Origin of the sequence: Pseudomonas sp. BP6 (assembly GCF_017875935.1) — a bacterium.
GTDB classification, from domain to species: Bacteria; Pseudomonadota; Gammaproteobacteria; order Pseudomonadales; family Pseudomonadaceae; genus Aquipseudomonas; species Aquipseudomonas putida_Y.
In genome coordinates this window covers 1,583,250-1,603,519 of sequence record NZ_JAGINI010000001.1, presented here as the reverse complement: position 1 = coordinate 1,603,519, position 20,270 = coordinate 1,583,250, and the positions used below count along the sequence as shown (strand labels likewise).

The 20,270-nt window shown below is 62.8% G+C and carries 14 protein-coding genes; 4 read left to right on the top strand and 10 right to left on the bottom strand.

Annotation, left to right across the window (positions count from 1 at the left end; all coding sequences use genetic code 11):
• Positions 1-103: 103 nt before the first annotated feature.
• Positions 104-619, bottom strand: a complete 516-nt coding sequence (locus tag J3A98_RS07170) for a thioredoxin family protein (protein WP_021782822.1) — start codon at positions 617-619, stop codon at positions 104-106.
• A gap of 10 nt (positions 620-629) precedes the next feature.
• Entirely contained in the window at positions 630-905 is a 276-nt protein-coding gene (locus J3A98_RS07165) for a DUF2790 domain-containing protein (protein ID WP_004573749.1), read from the bottom strand.
• Between the two features lie 219 nt (positions 906-1,124).
• On the opposite strand from J3A98_RS07165, the gene J3A98_RS07160 reads away from it, so the two are divergent.
• The 4 genes from J3A98_RS07160 (at position 1,125) to J3A98_RS07145 (ending at position 4,438) form a co-directional block, all read left to right on the top strand.
• On the top strand, positions 1,125-1,865 hold the full coding sequence (locus tag J3A98_RS07160) for a response regulator (RefSeq protein WP_003250463.1): 741 nt from the start codon (positions 1,125-1,127) through the stop codon (positions 1,863-1,865).
• Positions 1,862-3,148, top strand: coding sequence for an ATP-binding protein (locus J3A98_RS07155; protein ID WP_209964961.1), 1,287 nt, complete (start codon positions 1,862-1,864; stop codon positions 3,146-3,148). The genes J3A98_RS07160 and J3A98_RS07155 overlap by 4 nt, the downstream gene beginning before the upstream one ends.
• 169 nt (positions 3,149-3,317) lie before the next feature.
• Positions 3,318-3,935 (top strand): ferric reductase-like transmembrane domain-containing protein, encoded by a 618-nt coding sequence (locus tag J3A98_RS07150; RefSeq protein ID WP_209964959.1) that lies wholly within the window; start codon positions 3,318-3,320, stop codon positions 3,933-3,935.
• Positions 3,936-3,949: 14 nt separating this feature from the next.
• Positions 3,950-4,438 carry a DoxX family protein gene (locus J3A98_RS07145; RefSeq protein ID WP_021782826.1) on the top strand — a complete coding sequence of 163 codons (489 nt, stop codon included), beginning with the start codon at positions 3,950-3,952 and terminating at the stop codon, positions 4,436-4,438.
• Between the two features lie 33 nt (positions 4,439-4,471).
• On the opposite strand, the gene J3A98_RS07140 is transcribed toward J3A98_RS07145, so the two are convergent.
• The 8 genes from J3A98_RS07140 to J3A98_RS07105 form a co-directional block, all read right to left on the bottom strand.
• Positions 4,472-5,167 carry a putative DNA-binding domain-containing protein gene (locus tag J3A98_RS07140; protein ID WP_176683884.1) on the bottom strand — a complete coding sequence of 232 codons (696 nt, stop codon included), beginning with the start codon at positions 5,165-5,167 and terminating at the stop codon, positions 4,472-4,474.
• Positions 5,160-5,993, bottom strand: a complete 834-nt coding sequence (locus J3A98_RS07135; RefSeq protein WP_209964957.1) for a DUF692 domain-containing protein — start codon at positions 5,991-5,993, stop codon at positions 5,160-5,162. Before J3A98_RS07135 ends, J3A98_RS07140 begins: the two co-directional genes overlap by 8 nt.
• A 74-nt stretch (positions 5,994-6,067) precedes the next feature.
• The gene (locus J3A98_RS07130; protein ID WP_176683886.1) at positions 6,068-6,559 is read right to left on the bottom strand and encodes an EF-hand domain-containing protein; all 492 of its coding nucleotides are present in this window, start codon (positions 6,557-6,559) and stop codon (positions 6,068-6,070) included.
• 174 nt (positions 6,560-6,733) lie between these two features.
• Positions 6,734-7,276, bottom strand: a complete 543-nt coding sequence (locus tag J3A98_RS07125) for a DUF4174 domain-containing protein (RefSeq protein WP_176683887.1) — start codon at positions 7,274-7,276, stop codon at positions 6,734-6,736.
• 227 nt (positions 7,277-7,503) lie between these two features.
• Complete coding sequence (locus tag J3A98_RS07120) at positions 7,504-11,997, bottom strand: NEL-type E3 ubiquitin ligase domain-containing protein (RefSeq protein ID WP_209964955.1); 4,494 nt, start codon at positions 11,995-11,997, stop codon at positions 7,504-7,506.
• Positions 11,998-12,094: 97 nt separating this feature from the next.
• The gene (locus tag J3A98_RS07115; protein WP_209964952.1) at positions 12,095-16,516 is read right to left on the bottom strand and encodes an NEL-type E3 ubiquitin ligase domain-containing protein; all 4,422 of its coding nucleotides are present in this window, start codon (positions 16,514-16,516) and stop codon (positions 12,095-12,097) included.
• A 78-nt stretch (positions 16,517-16,594) separates the two neighbouring features.
• On the bottom strand, positions 16,595-18,955 hold the full coding sequence (locus tag J3A98_RS07110; RefSeq protein ID WP_209964950.1) for a DNA polymerase II: 2,361 nt from the start codon (positions 18,953-18,955) through the stop codon (positions 16,595-16,597).
• 66 nt (positions 18,956-19,021) lie between these two features.
• Entirely contained in the window at positions 19,022-20,212 is a 1,191-nt protein-coding gene (locus tag J3A98_RS07105) for an MFS transporter (protein WP_209964949.1), read from the bottom strand.
• Positions 20,213-20,270 lie beyond the last annotated feature (58 nt).

Here is a 20,270-nt window from a genome sequence, read left to right as displayed (position 1 = left end):
TTCTTCGCGGGCACGCCCGCTCCCACAGGTACTGCGCAAACGTTACTGATTGCACGCTCCCTGTGGGAGCGGGCATGCCCGCGAAGAGGCCGGTACAGGAGATTCACTCTTTTTCATCCAGCAAAGCCTGTATCACCTGTTCCTGCCCGCCATAATCCCCCTCGCCAAAGTGCACATGGCGCACCTGCCCCTTGCGGTCGACAAAGTAATGCGCCGGCCAGAACTGGTTGCCCCAGGCATTCCACACCTTGTAGTCGTTATCTACCGCCACCGGATACCCGATACCCAACCGGGCAACCTTGCTCCGCAAAGTGCCGACATCATGCTCGTAGTCGTACTCGGGTGTGTGCACTCCTACCACCACCAGCCCTTGATCGGCATAGCGCCGCGCCCACTCATTCACATGCGGCAGGCTGCGCCGGCAGTTGATGCAGTCCCAGGTCCAGAAGTCCACCAGCACCACCTTGCCCTTGAGCCCCGGAGCATCCAGAGGCGCCGAATTCAACCACTGGCTGGCGCCGGACAGCGACGGCATGGCGCCGTAGCTGTCGCGGGCCTTCAGGTGCCCAGCCAATCCAAGCCCCATCAGCGCCAGCGCAAAACCGCCAGCCTTGAGCATCCGGCGGCGATCAGTTGTCATGGCAACCGCCCGTGGCGTAGGTGCGGTACTGCACGCTCTGCCGCTGGCCATGGGAGTCAAGGTAGTCCATTCGGGTATTCACCAGGCCACACGCGTTGCTCTGATCATCCTGCACCGACAGCACTTTCTTCACATCCAGAGGCTCACCGTAGCGGTACTGCATGACCCCGCCATCCTGCATCGGGGCAGTGGCGGCCTGGGCAGCGATAGCGCCGAAGCTGAGCACGGCGAACAGGCTGGCGCTGGCGATAGTCTTGACGTTCATGGCATCTCTCCTGGTAACTCTTGGGGTTGGGGAGTGTTGCTCCCCGGTCGAGAGCCATTTCACGCCTGCCAGGTATCGCGCATGTGTCGCCCAACGTTGTGATGTGCTTCCTGCTGTATCCCTGCCCGTGCCAGATACACTGCAATACAAACTCCCGCAGGCAAGGGCGAACGCGCTCGGTACACTGCGCCCAACCCCCTTTGCACAGGAACCCAGCGCATGGAACACGTCGATCACATTTTGATCGTCGACGACGACCGCGAGATCCGCGAACTGGTCGGCAATTACCTGAAGAAGAACGGCCTGCGCACCAGCATCGTTGCCGACGGCCGGCAGATGCGCGCCTTTCTCGAAGCCAACAGCGTCGACCTGATCGTGCTCGACATCATGATGCCCGGCGACGACGGTCTGCTGCTGTGCCGCGAGCTGCGCGCCGGCAAGCACCGCAACACGCCGGTGTTGATGCTGACCGCCCGCAATGACGAAACCGACCGCATCATCGGCCTGGAAATGGGCGCCGACGATTACCTGACCAAACCGTTCTCGGCCCGCGAACTGCTCGCCCGCATCAACGCCGTGCTGCGCCGCACACGCATGCTGCCACCCAACCTGACCATCAGTGAAAGCAGCCGCCTGCTGGGTTTCGGTCAATGGCGCCTGGACACCACCGCGCGCCACCTGCTCGACAGCGAAGGCACCCTGGTGGCCCTGAGCGGCGCCGAGTACCGCCTGCTGCGGGTGTTCCTCGACCACCCGCAGCGGGTGCTCAGCCGCGAACAGTTGCTTAACCTGACCCAGGGCCGCGAAGCCGACATCTTCGACCGCTCCATCGACTTGCTGGTCAGCCGCCTGCGCCAGCGCCTGGGTGACGATGCCCGCGAGCCCAGCTGCATCAAGACCGTGCGCAGCGAGGGCTACGTGTTCTCGCTGCCGGTGCAACTGCTCGAGTCCCCCTCATGAAATGGCCACGCACCCTGGCCTCGCGCCTGGCACTGATCTTCTTCACCGGCCTGGTGTTGGCCTATGGTCTGTCGTTTGGCCTGCAGGCCTATGAGCGCTATATCAGCAGCCGCTCGATGATGCTCAGCAACCTCGAGCAGGACGTGGCGACCTCGGTTGCCATCCTTGACCGCCTGCCCGCCGCCGAGCGTGCCGCCTGGCTGCCGCGCCTGGAACGGCGCACCTATCGCTATCGCCTCGACCAAGGCCTGGCCGGCGAAGCGATGCCGAGCAGTGACCCACCGATGGCCGCCGCGTCGATCGTCAAGGCCATTGGCAGCGACTACCGCCTGACCTTTCTGGAAATCCCTGGGCCCAATGCGCATTTCCAGGCACACCTGAACCTGGCCGACGGCGCGCCCCTGACCATCGACGTAACGCCAACACCAGTCCCGGTAGCCCGTTGGTTGCCCGTGGTGCTGCTGATTCAGCTCGCTGTGCTGTTGCTGTGCACTTGGCTGGCCGTACGCCTGGCCATCGGCCCGCTAACCCGTCTGGCCCAGGCAGTGGACAACCTCGACCCGGACCAGCCCGGTGTGCAACTGGATGAAAGCGGCCCGCGCGAAGTGCGCTACGCTGCCGTGGCCTTCAACGCCCTGCAGGCACGCATTGCTGCCCACCTCAAGGAACGCATGCAGTTGCTGGCGGCCATTTCCCACGACCTGCAAACACCGATCACTCGCATGAAGTTGCGGGTCGAAGTGATGGATGAGGGGGTCGAAAGGGACAAGTTCTGGAACGACCTGGATGAAATGGAACACTTGGTGCGCGAAGGCGTGGCTTATGCCCGCAGCATGGACAGCAGCACCGAAGCGACATGCCGGGTCAACCTTGATGCCTTTCTCGACAGCCTGGTATTCGACTACCAGGACAGCGGCGCCCAGGTCGAACGCCACGGCAACAGCGGTACCCTGCTGGAAACCCGCCCGCATGCGCTGCGTCGGGTACTGGTGAACCTGGTCGACAACGCCCTGAAGTTTGCAGGTGCTGCCGAGCTGCAAGTGTCCCGCGAGGGCAGTACCACCATCATCCGCGTGCTCGACAACGGGCCAGGGATACCCGGTGACGAGCTGGATGAAGTGCTCAAGCCGTTCTACCGGGTGGAAGGCTCACGCAATCGCAGCACGGGTGGCACCGGCCTGGGACTGGCCATTGCCCACCAGCTGATCCAGGCCATGGGGGGGCGGCTGACATTGAGCAACCGCGAACAGGGCGGATTGTGCGCGCAGATCGAACTCACCTGAAGTGCATCTGCGATCGTTGGCAGGAACGGCCTTGGATCTCGATCGGGCCGCTCCTGTAAAAAGCGAGGTCGCCTCTACAAACAGATACACAACTGCATCCCCCTGACACACTGCAGATACCCCGCCTCGAGACACTCCCGGTCACACAACCACACCCCGGGAGACCCTCATGAAAGCCTTCACCTTGCCCTCCGGCTGGAAGCTGTTCGCCACCCTTGCCGGCCTGACCCTGGCGATGAGCGCCGTGGTCCTGGCCAGCCAACCTGACCCGGACGGCTTGCGCAGTGCCATTCGTGCCACCGCACGCAGCTCGTTCGCACTGTTCTTGCTGGCGTTCCTGGCCTCGTCGCTGGTGACCTTGCTGCCTGGCACCTCAAGCCGCCGCATCCTTCAGGAGCGACGCTACCTGGGGTTGGCATTCGCGTTCTCCCACACCGTGCATGGCGTGCTGATTTATCGCTACGCCCAGCAATTCCCCGAACTGTTCTGGGCAGGCCGCACGCTCACGTCCAGCCTGCCCGGTACGGTCGGCTACCTGTTCTTGCTGCTGCTCACCGCCACCTCGTTCAAGGCCCCCATGCGGCTGTTGGGCGGTCGTGCCTGGCAAGCGCTGCACAGCAGCGGCATGTGGGCACTGGCTGGAGTGTTCTGCCTGTCGTTCTACAAACGCATCCCCATGGGGGGCTGGTACCCGCTGGCGTTCGCCCTGATGTTCAGCGCCATCGCCGTCAAGCTCACCGCCAAAGTGGCCCGTAAACAACGCCGCAGCACCCGCGCCCTTGCCTGAAGAGAGCACCGCACATGACGACCTTGACCCGTACCCTGACCACCGTTGATCGCATCGGCAGCTGGAGCGCCGACTTGCCATTACGGGTATTTCTGGCCTGGGAGTTTTTCGAATCCGGCCTGGAGAAATTCAACGGCAGCAACTGGTTCGCCGACCTGCAGTCCAGCTTCCCGTTCCCCTTCAACCTGCTGCCCGCAGAGCTGAACTGGCAGCTGTCGATGTGGGCCGAGTTGGTACTGCCGTTGCTGCTGTTGCTGGGCTTGGGTACCCGGCTGGCATCATTGGGTTTGATGGTGGTGACCGTTGTAGCGATAGCGGCAGTGCACTGGCCGGCGCACTGGTCGGGCCTGGCGGAGCTGGCCCAAGGCTATGCCATTACCGACCAGGGCTTCGGCAATTACAAGTTGCCGCTGATCTACCTGATAGCGTTGCTGCCACTGCTACTCAAGGGCGCCGGGCGCCTTAGCCTCGATCATTGGCTTGGCACGCGGTTCGGCAGATGAGGACCGGGGGCTGCTGCGCAGCCCCCAATGCCTTCAAACGGTTCCGACAATGACACCCTGCTCGCGCAATGCCTGCAACAATGCCAACCCTTGCTGCACATCCCCGCCCAATGCCTGCAGCCGCTCTCTTCCAGTCCCCTGCTCCACCAGCAACCGGTACGCCATAGGGGCCAACCGGGCAAAGCGCACCTGCAACCGGGCATCGCGATAAACCAGCAGCAAGGTTGGCGACGCCGGGGTAGCCGTTGGCTGGTAGTCCACGCCAATGCTGTCCACCGGCCAACGATAGGCCAACACGCGCGCCACACAAGACAACAACGGCTGCCCATCCAGCAGGTCACCATCAGGGTCATGCGCCGGGTCCTCGGCGTCGCTCAGGTACAGCTGCGCCTCGACCCACTCATAATGCGCCAGCTCCAACTGCCAAGGGGTGTCCAGCGCCACACCTTGCAAGTAGTCGACGAAGGTTTCGGCAATTTCGGTAAACAATGGCGTCTGGCAACGGTAACTGGCGTAGAAATCACCTACTCGCGCATGCCAGCGCTGCTCGCCCAACGCCTGGCGCATGACCGGGAAGCTGCCAGCCAGCAAGCCTTCGATGGCGCCATAGAACAATTCGCGGTAAACCCTCAGGCGGCGGGCCTCGACGCCGGGCGGCGGGGCATGGCGCTGCGGGTCGCGCAGGTGACGGGCCAAGGCATACTGCTGCGCACGCAAGGTCTCATTCATCTGCTTGCCCTCCGGCAGCGCATTGCACAGCACGCATACGCGCCGTCTCGGCCAACAGTTCGGCCAAGGGTGGGTAGTTGAAATCACGCTCCAGCACCGTCGGCCGTACGCCGAAGCGCGCACAAGCGGTGGCGTACAGCGTCCAGACATCTTCCTTCACGGCGGCCCCGTGGGTATCCACTTTGAGGTCCGGCGCTTCATCGTAATGCCCGGCAACGTGCATCCCGGCCACGCGCGCCTGGGGCAGGCCTGCAAGGAATTGCCGGGCGTCGTAACCATGGTTGCAGGCGTTGACATAGACGTTGTTGACGTCCAGCAGCAGGTCACAATCGGCTTCATCAAGCACCGCCCGGATGAAGTCGAGTTCGCTCATCGCCTGATACGGCGCGGCATAGTAGCTGATGTTCTCCACGGCAATGCGCCGCTCCAGCTGCTCCTGAGCCTGGCGTATGCGCGCAGCCACATGGCGTACGGCTTCATCGGTGAACGGGATGGGCATCAGGTCGTACAGGTGCCCGTCATCACTGCAGTAGCTCAGGTGCTCGCTGTACAGTCGCACCTGATACCGGTCAAGAAACTGCCGGGTCTGCTCGAGAAAATGGCGGTCCAGCGGCGCGCTGCCACCCAGCGATAAAGACAACCCATGACAGGTGACAGGAAAGCGCTCCGCCAGCTGGGCCATGCCCTTGCCGTAGGCGCCGCCCACGGCAATCCAGTTTTCCGGCGCACACTCGAGAAAGTCCACTGCACCCGCCTCCATGGCCAGCAGTTCCGGCAACAGGCCGCGACGCAGGCCTAGCCCGATGTTCAACATTGCAGGAAACATAAAAGCTCTCCAACAGGCACAACGCCCCACCTGGCCAGCAGGAGGAGCGTTGTGGCGTTTCATGGGGTAGAAAGTCAGGGCTTGCCGGTCAGGTGGCTGAACAAGCCATCAGGCATGGCCTTGCCATTGGCCTGATAAATCGCCTTGAGGTGATCCGCCGCTTCCTGCTCGGAGATGAAACCGTCATGGTTGCGGTCGATCGTGTCGAAATCACGGGCACGGTCCTTGGCCACCGACAGAAACTCATCGCGCGAGACCTTGCCATCGTGATTGCTGTCGGTTTTGGCGAACGAGGCGTCGCCACACTTGCCTTCACCACACTTGCCCTCAGCCCCGGCCTTGGCGCCGGCGCCGCATTTACCCTCACCGCACTTGCCTTCGCTTTGGGAAGCCTTGCCGCTGCCGCCGCACTTGCCTTCACCGCACTTGCCCTCGCCGGCCACTTTGGCCGAAGCCAGCTGGTAACCTTGGGCCAGCGGCTCGACGGCGAACGCACTGCTGCTCAATGCCATGCTGCCGATCAGGGCGGCGCCGAGCAGGCCGAGGGTGTTTTTTGCTTGAGTCATGATGCAGCTCCACTGGGGTTGGATAGTGGAGCCATTAGGCCGTTGCGGTTTGTCGGGGATGTATCGTGTCAGGCGTGCTTTTGTATGGCAGTAGGTCTGCTGCACAGGCAGATACAGTGCGATACACGACACCCGGCAACTGGCCCCAAGGTGCCTTGGGGCCATGAGGTGTGATCAGTCTTCCAGCGGTTTGGGCGGGGCTGCGGGCTTGGCCGGCTTGCTGTCCTTGGCCTTGCCTTGCGGGGTCGCCGCTACGGGCTCGGGCGCCGCCAGTGCCTTTTCACTGGCAGGCAGTTCATCGACCGCCTTGAAGATCACCTGCGGGTCGATGACCTCGCCGCTGTCGTCGTCCTTGAGCATGTGCCGCTCACCGTCCTTGCCCACCAGAATCACCTTGGTACCCTTGCTCGCACCCAGCTTCAGTTCCCGAATCAGGGCCATTGTGGTCTGCTGCTCGAGGTTCTTGTCCTCTCGCTTGCCCATCATGTTGGCGACGCTGTACAGGACAAGGTTGCGCTCCTTGAACGCAGCCTGAGTGGCCGGGTCCTCGAGCGCCTTGTTCAGCCCTCGCAACGTCGGGTCGGCACTGCTGGGAGCGATAACCACCAATGGTCTGGTCTTGCCCAGTTCCTTGGCTAGAGGCGCATCACTGTCTGCGGCAAACAGGGGGCCGGCAACAGCAAGCAAGGTTGCGAGGGTCAGTGACCGGACAAGCATGCGTATCTCCTTATTGTCTCGATATACCAATGACTACAGATCACGGAGAAAAATCCGACAGGGAGCCTAAACCACTTCATTCCAGAACGGGGTGTGCAAAAGTAACTGTCGATTTCCGAGCCACCTGAAGCCAGGACTACGGCGCTGGTACAAACCGCTGTCAGCTTGATTGAGCATAGCCCAAAGCCGCTTTGGCAGGGCCAGCCCCCCCTTGCCCTGAGCACACGTCAACGCACATCGATCGATGGCCCCTTGGGTCCCACTTCCATCGCTTGAACCGTCATATCCAGCATCAGCCCTCTGCGTGCAGCGCGCTGCGCATCGCGAATGGCATCCGCCTGGTCGATCCTGGCCCCTTCGCTCAGCGCTTCATCGTCAAGCACCGTTTCAAGCTGCCTTCTGAACGGCAGGTCGACCGCAGCGAATCGCTCAGGATGAGAACGCTCCAGGTGCGCCTGCCAGAATTCACGGTCAACCATGGAGCGGGCAACCTCTTCCGGGGTTTCTGCATCCCGCACCGCAGCCTCTGCTTCTGCCAGGTCCGCATCCAGGACGCCTGAGATCGCCAGGAAGCTCATTTCTCCCACCTGCAGCGGCAAGTCGAGACGCTCCCTCAGCCCGACCCTGAAAGCCAACCCCACCTCGCTTCCTTCCAGCGTCCTGCCATGCTGTAGCGCCCATCGGGTAGCGAACATGTCGACTGCATCCTGGCGCCATAAACGTCTGCCCAGGTCTAGCAAGGCTTGTTCGCTTTCTCCCTGAGCCGCGTGCTCAACCTGCCAAACCAGCAAATTCAGTTCAAGGTTGCTCAAGCACCAGGTTGCACCGTCCTGGCACCCCCACTCATCATTGGCCACTGACAGCAAGTTCTGCCGCAACGCTGGCGTAATGGCCATCGCTTGCAATACCGCCATGACCCGATTGCCCAGTGCACGCGCGTTGACACGAAAGTCTTCGGACAACAACAACTGGCGAAGCACCCGGAAGAAACGCTCGGCGTCCTGCCCTGAATCCAGCGAGTCCCAGGCAGCAAGCATCAAGCCGCGATGCTCCGGAGCCACGGCATCCCCCCATACTTCACGCGCGTGCTGCAGCCGCAGAAGCACTTGCTCCTCGTCGAGGGCCGGATCGACGCTACTCAACGAAGCCTGCAAGCGTAACGTCTGGGCCTCGCCCAAGGGGTTCGCATTCAAGCGGAACCGCCGCCGCTGCCACACGGGCAACTGGTAGAAACCCTCTGGAATGTGCCTGATCCGGTTATCCCGCAAGTCAACGGATACCAACTGAGCGTTGTCGAACACGCCCAGTGGAAACTGCGAGATCTGTGTGTCGCGCAAGTTCAGCCAACGCAATTCAGCCAAACCCGCCAGCGTGAACCTGCTCCCCAGAGGGTTGTGGGACAGGTCGAGAAACTGCAGGCGCGTGCAACTGGCCAGCGTGGCGGTTTGTGCAATGTTCAGGACGATCCGGTTGTTGGTCAGGCTCAGATGCCGCAGCTGCGCTATCTGCAGCAACGGCTGAGGAAGGCGCGTCAACAGGTTCCCACCCAGATCGAGGGTTTGCAGGTTAGGGAAGGCCAGCAGCAGGCTGCTGGGCACCTCCAGAAGGTCAAGGTGCAGCAGCGACAGGCTGGTCACACCTCTGAAGCTGACCTGTGCGGGTATGTTGGGCAAGCCGCTCGATCTGAAATTGCAGAACATGACGTGGAGGTTTTCCTGTGCATTGATCTGCAGTTCCCCCACGCCCACCGACCGCCGCCAGCAATTGAACAACGTCTGGCGTAAAGCCTCTCGGTCTTCCCTGACATCGCCCTGCCCTCGTGCCACCCAGGTATTCAGTGTGGCGCGAAGGACTGCGAACTCATTGCGAAGGTCAGCCAGTACGTGTTCAATCTGATGCCCTGAACGCCTGGCGTCATCGGCGAAGGTCTCGACCTGCTCATCACTCAACCACGGAAAGAGATCACGCAGCGTTGCCCTCAGGGCACTGCCCCTTGATGCAAAACCACTTACTCCGCCACCACCCAACGGGTAGCCAATACGTCCATCGGCCAAGCGCATGGGCCCTCGCACAGCACCTGGGCGTACCGCGCCAAGCAAACGGCTGATCTCATCACGATGGCGTACCGCTTCGCGCGCCAGCATCACCCTGAGGTTGTGCGCGAATGGATCGCCGATCCCCATCGCCTGCCGTTGCCCTTCGGTATAGGCTGGCGCCATGACGTCGAACAACTCACCTGCCTCACCCAGCACCGTGCCCTGGCTGCCATGCAGTTGAAACCTGCCGTTAACGTGCACCAGATCGAACGCCCGCGGCCCTTGCTCGGTCTTCGCCAGTATCGGCCCGCCCAGGCAGCCTTCGTACAGGCGCCAGCGCACACCTTGTTCGCCTCCGGGTAGATACCGCAGCAAGCCCAAGGCCACCCGTGCCAGGTCTGCTTGCTGCGGGGTATCAAGGTACAACGCTTCAAATACCCGAGCCTGACGGGTAGCCAGCAAACTGCCCCTTGCCGCTTCGGCGAGCCCCAGTGCAACCCTGCCGCTGGACAGCAGCCGCGTGCGATCAATGCTGCTGGCGGCCTGTACCAGTGCTTGCGCAGTGCGCGCGCTCAGCCCCGGGAAGACCCGGCGCAGCACTGCGCTGCCAGGGGTGTCGCTGGGCTGCAAGGCTTCGAAAAGGTGCTGCAGCAGTGTTCGGCGCTGCGTCCATGCCAACGCTGCCAATGCCCGATCTGTCAGGCCACTCGCGCCTGGCAGACGCCGAGCGTGATCGAGCACTGTTGTATCTTCTACCGGCTCGCCACTGCGCAAACGGCCAATCATGCTGCGGATGCGTTGATCAAGCCTGACCCGCGCCACGCTGTCGATCATCCCGGGGCTCGGTGCCTGGGCGTGTACATGCAGGCCACGCAGGTCGTCGCCATCAAGGCCGTGGAACAGCAGAACCTGATCGATCTGTTCGTCATTCAGCCCATTGAAGGGTTCGCCCAAACGCCGGAACATGCGGTATTTGTCGGTCCACCGAGCCGGTTGCTCGCTCCACAACCGCCAGGCACCTGCGCCATTGTGGCGCAGCAACGGTCCATGACCGTCGACCGGATACAACTGCCATTGATCATCACCCGCCTCTGTCACGCGATAGTGATGCCCGTCCATTTCGATCCAGGCAAGCCCGTCCTGACGCCGAATACCCAAGGCGTCCGGGCTTGAGGCGGCAACGGGTGCCTGGCTTTGAAACGGGGTCACGTCTTGTTGCCAGAGTTTCTCAGTGCCGTCCTCCAGCCGAGCCGGCACCATGGCATCGACCTTCGCAGAGCGTGCCCAAACCCGTCGAGCCACACCCACCCCGGCTACCGTGGTCGCCAGCAGGGCAAGGTCTGTCGCCACATGGGTCAAATGGTCGAGCGCCTCCTGGCGATCGCCTTCCTGCCAGGCCTCGACGCCATGGTAGACCTCACCCAGCAGTTCAAAGGCCGTCACGGCCAGCAGCGCCAGGCCAACCCCAGGCACAAAGAAGCTGGCCAGGTTGAGCAGCGCCCACCCTTCGGCTGCAAGGCGCAGGTCATGCTGGCGCTGAACCTCACGATCCAGCCTGGCCACAGGGACCGCGATCATCGCCGCATCGTCCTTGATCTGGTGGATACGTGCCCGTGCCAGGCTGATGAACAACGGCTGCGGGTAAGCCTGCAAGCGCGGTTCGAGATCGCGAAAGGCCCAGCTCGGCAGGTCATCGAAGCGCTCCGCGACCTGGGCGAAAAAAGCCTGGCTGTCACGCCGCAGCACGAAGCGGCTGAAAAAACGCTGATAGGCCTTGTCTCGCAAGCAACGGCCCAGTTCGCGGTTCAGTTTGTCGATGCTCTCGAACGCGCGCCAAGGCGAAAAAGGGTCCCCAGGCACGTAAAGCAACACCCGACGCGTCGTGTTGAACAGGACGCCCTGCTCAATGACAACGAACACGGTCACCTGCTCGATCTGGCAACCCAGCAATTTAAGTTGCCTGGCCAGCACAAGGTCGCCCGCCAAGCGCGGCAGCTCCCCCTTCTCGCACACAGCCACCATCACATTGAGTTCGCTGGCATCCAGCGTTCCCTCCTGCCTGGCTTTGTAGGCGTCCACAAGCATGGTATAGCGCGTGGCATCTACAAGCTGCGATACCAGGCGCTCGGCACTGCCAGCGGGCGTGAGGATGGCATCCAGATGACGTTGATAGCACTCACCCAGGTCCAGCTCACGGCACAGTCCGGCAAACTCGATGCTTGTAGGGGGTTTGACCGTGCCGTGGCGTGGAAGCAGCAGGCGGTTACCACGCGGCTGGCCACCTTCCTGCGCCTGGGCGGCCGTGAAGTTGCGCAATGCCACTTCGAGCAGCGGCTTTTCTTCATAGACCACGGCCGTCAGGTGCGCGCCCACCGGCTGACTGTTGATCACAGCTTCCCGGCGGCCCTCCAGAAACCTGAGCGAGTAAGGGTTACGGCCAAGCCCGTAACGCTCGTCGAGGGCCTTCCCCAGGGCTGATGCGACGAAACGGTCGATGCCCTCGATACCTCGCAGCACCGTGTTCACTTGCTCACAGCAGCGAAGGCTGTTTGACAATGCCCTGCCGATCTCAGGCAGTTGCTCAGCAGGTGCATGACGCAACCAGGGTGGCAGGCGCCTGCCGATGATGCCGTCCTGGAAGGCATCGATGGCGGCCTGCGCATCTGACGGCAAAGTGGTGTCCATAGCGGGGGCCTCTTCATGAAAAGAGGCCAGACTAGGTTGCCTGCTCCCCGCCAGGCGCTATATAGCTAATGCCTGCAATCAGACAACCGCCAACCCGCTAGCTGAGCGGACGCTGCACCGTATTCCGTTCCAGCGCCTCCAGCGTCAACTGCAGCAACACCGCATGCTCGCGTTGCTGATTGCGGATCTGCAGCCGCGCGATTTCCTCGTCCCGATTCCCCAGCGCCATCAGCCGTTCCAGCTCAGCGTGCATGGATTGGGGCACTTGCAAGCGAACCGCGGAGGCCTTGCGCAAGTAATCCTGCCAGAACCACTGGCGTGACAGGTAATCAGCAATGCCCTCCCGAGTCTGTCGCGCCAGGATCCTTTCACGGGCCAGGAGAAGGTCCTGATTACTCAAGGCAGGGATCCCTGCATAAAGCATTTCACCGGGTTGGGCAGGCAAGTCCAGAGACTTGCGCAAGCCGATTCGATAGGCCAAGGCGAATTCGATCGATTCAGCACCCGCCCCCACCCGATAAGCATGTTCAGCGGCAATTTGCTCAAGCACCGCCAACCGCCACATCCGGGCACCGAGCTTCAGCAAGGCCCGTTCAGGCCGGGCAGATCCGCTGTGCCTCGTGCGCCATATCATCACTCGCAGTTCCAGGTCGGCGAAACGCGCGGTGGCGTTATCCTGGCAACCGGTCGCCGCTGCGTGCTCGAACAGCTCTTGCCTGAGGGCATCATGCTCAGACATCGCCTGGAGCATGTCGAACACACGGGCCGCCAACGCGGATGCCGTCGATGAGAAACTGAAGGCGCCGGATTCTGTCAGCATCGACAGGGTATTGAAAAACTCTTCCGATTGCTCCTCGGCCTCCAGATGGGCCCACAGTGCCGCCATTTCATCTCGACGTTCGCCAGGCAACGCATCCAGAATGCGCAACCGGTAAGGCACGCGACTGGCCTCAAGCAAATGCCAGGTTGAAACCCCGTCATATGCTGCCCCCAGCGGATTGCCGGAAAGCTCGACCCTGCCCGAACGCCACAACTGCGACTGATGAAAACCCTCGGGCAGTTCAGAAATACGGTTGTCGCTGAGGTTCAGGGTGTGCAGTTCTGGCGCGTCCATCAGCCCGTAGGGGCACTCGGGTAACTGAGTGTTCGACAGGTAGAGGGCATTCAGCTCGATCATTGCCTGGACGGAAAATGCCCTGCGCAACGGGTTGTCCGAAAGGTTCAGGTACACCAGGGACCGGCAATCTGCCAAGACCAACGCCTGGCCTTGGTCGAGCGTGATCTGGTTACCAGACAAGTCGAGTACCTCCAGCCTCTGGACAAGCATCAGAGGCAATGGCAAACGCGTGAGTCGGCAGTTGGTGATTTCCAGGTTGCGCAAGTTGGGAAACGCCCGCAGAAACTCGTCCGGAACGTGCTCCACGCGCATGGCGCGCAAGGCCAGGATCGAGACGTGGGGAAAGCCCACTTGCGCGGGCAGGACCGGCAGCTGGCGCAAGCGGCTGATGGTCTGGGTCAGCATGAAGCGCCCGTCCTCCAGTGCTGCTTGCCCTTGCAATTCCGGCACAAGACAGCGCCAGCAGTTGATCAGCCCCTTTCTGAACTCACGCCGGGCGGCCAGTTCTGGTGACAGCAAGGCACTGCGTGCCCACTGGGTCAAGTGTCTCTTGAGCACCCCATATTGCTGCTCCAGCATAGATAACCTGGCCTGCGCGTCACCTGAGGCCAACCAGCGCCCGATCTGTTCGTCGGTAAAGGCCGGGTACAGGTCTCGCAACCGGGCCTGAAGCGCCCTTGGCCTGTTTCGCCCTGACGCCCCCCAGAGCCTGCCGCCCGCCATGGGGTAACCAATCCGGCCATCAGCCAGACGTTGCGGCGCGAGAAACGAGCCGCTCGGCTGTTCCAGCCTGAGCAGGTTCACCACGGTCTGGCGTTGGTCGAAAGCCAGGTTGGTCAGCGCCTGGCGCAGCGCAGGCACAAAGGGCTGGCCTTGGCCGATGGCCGCTTGCGATGCGTCGTCATAGGCTGCGGCCAAGGTCTCGAACAACTCGCCCCTCTCACCGACAACCGTGTGCGTTCGGGCACGCAGGCGGAACAACCCATGACGATGAAGCAAGTCAAACGTCTGCGTCGATCCCTCGACCGTCAGTAACGGCTCGCTGGCATCACCGTCGTACAATCGCCACCCCGGCCCGCCAGCCCCCGGCACATGCACCAGCAGATTCAGGACCACACGCGCCAGGTCGAGGTTTTGCGGCGTATCGATGCACAGCGCCTCATACACACGCGCCATTCGGATTCGCGCAACCTGCAACCTTGCTGCCTCGGCCATCAGCAACGGCACACGCCCCGTCTCACGTAAAAGCTGCAGGTCATCCTCGCTGGCATCGCGCAGCACCTCATCCGCGGCCAAGCGGTGCAGGCTGGCAAAATTCTGCCGTAAGAGACGGCCCGTTTCCGTGTCGGGATTCTGCTCTTCGTACACCGCCTGTAGAAGTTCTCGTCGCCCGATCCAAGCCACATCGGCTAACGCTGCTCCGTCCTTGCCGGCGGCTTGTGGAAGGCGCATGACCCGCTCCAGCAGTTGCGGGTCTGCAGTTACACCGCCCTCGCGCAGCTGGTTGACCAACGTACCAATCCTGCCAGCGAGCCGCACGCGCGTGACGGTATCGACCAACGCTGCCTCAGGCGGTCGGCCATACACATGCCAAGCTCGCAGGTGCTGATCATCGAGGCCATGGATCACCAGCGACCGGTCGATCTGCGCATCGTCAAGGTCGCTGAATGGCCCGCCCAGGCGGCGGAACAACTGGCGTGTGTCGCCCCACTCGGCGGGCTGCTCGCACCACAGCCGCCAGGCACCGGCCCCATTGTGACGCAGCGACGGCGCATAGCCCTGATAAGGGAGCAATTGCCACTGTTCATCGTGGTCGTGCCAGGTCATCTCATACCAGTGCCCGTCCATGCTGATCCAGCGGCGCTCGCCCAGGCGGTGCATACCCTCCATGTCCGGCTCCGCCGTGTCTGGCGGGCTTTCGCAGCGATAGGGGCTGAGGTCTGCGTTCCACAGTTTCTCCTCACCGTTTTCCAGCTGCGCGGGTACCAGCTTGTCCACCACGCTCCAGGCGCGCCGGGCCGTGGCAACGACGGCAACGGTTGCCCCGACAGCCAGCAGCCCCTTGCCTACATTCAGCAGGTGCGCCAGTGCCGCATTGCGTTCGTTGTCCTGCCAGTCCCCTACAGCCTGGAACGTCTGCTCAAGCAGTTCCCAGGCCATCACCCCCAGCAACACCGCGCCGATGCCCGGAACGAAGAACCCTGCAACACCCAACAGGGTCCAGCCTTCAGCACGCAAACGGCGGGCGTGTTCGGCCTGGACCTCGCGATCAAGCAAGGCCACGGGCGGGGCGATGACCGCAGCATCGTCCTTGATCCGCGCAATCCAGTCGTCAGCAAGGTGTTCGAACAGTGGCAGGCGATAGGCAAAGGTCTGCTCATCAAGGTCCCGGGTTGCCCAGCCGGGCACGTCATCGAGGCGCTCACTGACAGCCGAGAAGAATCGCTGGCTATCGCGCCGGCGCACGAAGCGGTTGAAGAAACGCCGGTAGTCATCTTCGCGCAGGCGTTTGCCAAGCACCCGGCGGGCGTAATCTTCCAGGTCGCTGCGCACGCTCCAGGGGCCGCGCGGGTCACCCGGCACATAGACCAGCACGCGCTTGCTGGTGTTGAACAACACGCCCGCGTCGATCACGTCCAGCACGACGATCTCCTGCAAGCGGCAGCCGAACAACGCCAACTGTCGCACGCGAACCGATGCGCCTTCGAGCTTGCCGAGCGTGTCCTTGGTGCACAGCGCCACCACCCACTGCAGTTCGTCTGCGCTCAATACGCCCTGCGCCCTGGCTTGCAGGGCATCCACCAGCATGCTGTAGCGTTGCCGGCGTGTCAGCAATCCCCTGACTTGGGGCTGGAGTACCGAATCCAGATGCGCCTGGTATTTCTGCCCAAGATCCAGCGCTCGACACAGCCTGGCGAAGCCCGTTGCAGACAGTTCACGACGCTCTGCGCCGCGCACGCTCACCAGACAATTGCCCTGTGGCTGGTCGCGCTGCTGTTCCGCGGTGAAATTGCTCAAAGCGGCTTCGAGCAGAGGAATGTCGTAGTAGTCGCTACCGACAACCGGAAGCCGACTGGTTACATAATGGATCGTGTGTGAGGGAAAGGTGTACCACTGGCGAAAGTACAGGCGATCGACGTCAAGGTCGCCGTGGGCACCGAGCGCCTGCTGCAGCAAGGGCTGGGTAAATGCATTCAGGTTGCGTAGCCGTGCCAGCGCTGACGACAAGCCTGCGCGGCAGGCCAGCAGTTCAGCCAGCGCCTCGCTCAGCAGGGTGAATTCGGCCATGCTCAGCCGCTTCATCCAGGCCGGCAGCCGCTGTGCGATGTAGTGATCCTGGCATGCTTGTGCCATGGCAAGGGTATCGACCACAGCCGATGGTTGACTGCTATTGTTCTGCATCTCTGCCTCCGCGACGACATGGAGGACCGAGTCTGAAGACTGTTGCGTCATGCTGACGCCTAGCTATCTACCACCCGTTCAGAACAGCAGTAACTGATGGTCGGTAAGGCGCGTGAAATCATCGCCGACAAAGGGCAGGATGGCGTCGGCCACCGGCAAAAGCTGACGGCTGATGTAGTGATCGTAGTCGATCGGTGCCTGCAGGTTTTCCAGCGGTTCAGGCCCGGCGGTGGTGATCACATAGCTGATCCAGCCCCCTCGCTGATACTGCAGAGGGCGCTGCAGACGCTTGTTGTAGTCGTCGGCAAGGCGTGCGGCACGCACATGCGGTGGCACGTTGCGCTGGTAATCGGCCAGCGGGCGACGCAGGCGCTTGCGATAAACCAGCAGTTCGTCCTGCTCGCCCGCCAACGTGCGCCGCACATACTCGCGCACGTAATCACGGTAGGGCTCGCTGCGGAACACACGGCCGTAGAGTTCCTGCTGGAACTGCCGGGCCAGCGGTGACCAGTCGGTGCGCACCGATTCCAGGCCCTTGTAAACCATTTCTTCAGCACCGTCGGGCCGCTGCACCAGGCCGGCATAGCGCTTCTTGCTGCCTTCGTCGGTACCGCGGATGGTGGGCATCAGAAAGCGCCGGTAATGCACCTCGAACTGCAACTCGAGGGCGCTCTGCAGGTTCATGGTCTCGTGCAGATGGGCTTGCCACCATTGGTTGACCTTTGCCACCAGCTCGCGGCCTATGCGCGCCGCGTCTGCCTCGGCATGGGCGCCCTTGAGCCAGACGAAGGTGGAGTCGGTGTCCCCGTAGATCACATCGTAGCCGCACGCCTCGATCAGGGACCTGGTCTGGCGCATGATCTGGTGGCCGCGCATGGTGATCGACGACGCCAGGCGCGGGTCGAAGAAACGGCAACCGCTGGAGCCAAGCACTCCGTAGAAGGCATTCATGATGATCTTCAAGGCCTGTGACAGCGGCGCATTGCCCTCGCGCTTGGCCGCTTCCCTGCCCTGCCACACCCGTTCTACGATGGCTGGCAGGCAGTGCTGTGTGCGTGAAAAACGCCCACCGCGAAAGCCCTCGACCGAATGTGCGTCGTCAGGCTGACGCAGGCCTTCGATCAGCCCTACCGGGTCGATCAGAAAGGTACGAATGATCGACGGGTACAGGCTCTTGTAGTCCAGCACCAGCACCGAGTCGTAAAGCCCTGGCCGCGAATCCATGACGAAGCCGCCGGGGCTGGCTTCGTCTGGGCGGCTGCCAAGACTGGGCGCGACGAAGCCAAGGCGGTGCATCTGTGGAATGTACAAGTGACAGAACGCGGCTACCGACCCCCCGCTGCGGTCCACGGCCAACCCCGTCACCGACGCACGTTCGAGCAGGAAGTCGAGCAGCCGGGTATGGGCGAAAATGCGCGTGACCAGTTCGCAGTCCTTCAGGTTGTAGCGCGCCAGGGCCGGTTTGTCTTCGGCGAAGCGGCGATTGATTTCGTCCATGCGTTGGTACGGCGTGTCGATGGACTTGCCTTCACCCAGCAGGGTCTGGGCAACGTTCTCCAGGCTGAACGAGGGAAAACTCCAGGTAGCCGAACGCAGCGCCTCGATGCCATCGATCAGCAGCCGCCCCGGCGCATCGGCGAAGACATGGCCGCCACCGGAATGGCTGCGCAGGGTCATGACCGCACCGTTGCGCCCCAGGGCCAGTGGCACCTGCAACGACTTGGCGTGCTCATGCAGCAGGCGCAGGTCGAACTGCACCAGGTTCCAGCCAATGATCGCGTCCGGGTCATGCCTGGCCATCCACTGGTTGAGCCGGGTGATCAAGGCGGCGCGATCGGCGCAATACTCCAGGTCGAAGTCAAGCCCGCTGGCATCGCCGTTGGCCGGGCCGAGCATGTACACCTGGCGCTGGCCACAGCCCTCCAGCGCGATGCTGTACAGCTCACCACGCTCGCTGGTCTCGATATCCAGCGACACCAGGCGCAGCGCCGGGCGATAGCCTGGCAGCGGCCTGAGCTGGGCTTCCCGGTAAACGCCCTGCGCATCCGGCTGGCCAGTGAACTGCACCGGCGCCGTGATGAAGCGCTCCATGAGGTAACGCTCCGGCGGCCGGATATCGGCCTCGAACACGTCGATACCGGCCGTACGCAGACGCTGCTCCAGTTGCATCAATTGGCGATGCTGGCGGGTATAGAGGCCGAGCATCGGGCGATGCTCGAAGTCCTTCAGACGCAGTGGCTTGAGCTGGGTCCCGGTTTCGTTGGCCAGCAGCACACGGGCATGCTCGGCCTGCGCCTGAGGAATGAAGGCCACCGACTCCTGCGCCGCCAGCCGCAACAGCCGCGGCCCGGCATCGGTGGCCAGCCAGAACTCTACACAGGTGCCTTCCGGCGTATCGTGCCAGTGCCGGGTCAGGACAAAACCCTGCTGCAACTCCACTGCGTCGACCTCTGGATTGTCTGTAGATGGCGTTATTCTACCTGTGTCGTGCCTGGCATGAGTGTTTTAGCGCCTCCCCGCCACAAAACCGCTCCCCCGCCCGGCCACGGCCAGCAGCCAGGCCAAGGCGATCAACACCAGCACCACCCCGCCAAACCACTCCACGCCAGCCCCAGCCAGCAGCAAGCCGCCAATGATCCCGCCCAGGGCAATGGCGCAGTTCCACACCGTCACCAGCATCGACTGCGCTACGTCACCACCCGGGCCTGCGGCGTCGGCGCACGCTGTCTGCAGCAGGGTCGGGGCGCCGCCATAGGTCATTCCCCACAAGGCGATGCTCAAGTACACAAGCCACGACGATGCCTGCCCCAATGCCAGCGTGGCCAAGGCAAAACCGCCCAGGCTCAGCAACACCAGCTTGCGCAGGTGCCGGTCGACCAGCAGCCCGACCAGGCCGATCCCGGCCAGCGCCGACAGACCGAACACCATCAGCACAGGGCCAATGTCCGCAGCCATGCCGGCTGCCGCCAGCAACGGCACGATATAGGTGTAGAGAATGTTATGGCCAAGGATCCAGGTGAGGATCACCAGCAATACGATCAACACCCCCGGCGTGCGCAATACCTGCATGGCCGCCGGGCGCTTGCCGGCAGCCTGCCCCGGGTAGTCCGGCACGGATCGCAACACCCACACCACCAGCAGCGACGCCGCCAGCGTGACGACCACGAACGTCGCGCGCCAGCCCAGCCCCGCCCCCAGCCAGGTCGCAATCGGCAAGCCGAGCGACAAGGCAATCGGCTGCCCGAGCATGGCCAGCGCCATGGCCCGGCCCTGCAACGGTACCGGCACCATGCGCCGGGCATGGCCAGCGATCAGGCCCCATGCCAGGCCGGCCGCAGCCCCCGTGAAAAAGCGCAGCACCAGGGTCAGCGTGTTGGAGTTCGACAAGGCCGTCAGCCCGTTGAACAGCACGAAGCCGATGATCGCCAGCAACAGCGCCCGGCGCCGATACCAGCCTTGGGTCAACGTAACCAACGGGATGGCGGTCAGTAACGAGCCCAAGGCATACGCCGTGACCCATTGCCCAGCCATGGCCTGGCTGATGTGCATACCATCGGCGATCTGGTCGAGCAGACCCGCAGGCAGGGTTTCGCTGAGAATGGCGATGAAACCGGTCATGGCCAGCGCCAGCAGCCCGCCAACGGGCAGACGTTCGTTGCTGGCGGCCAGCAACGGTGGGGAAGATGTCTGGGACATTGCAAACGCCTTGAGTGGGAAACGAGGCGGACAGTCTGCAAGACCAGGCCATTGCGGA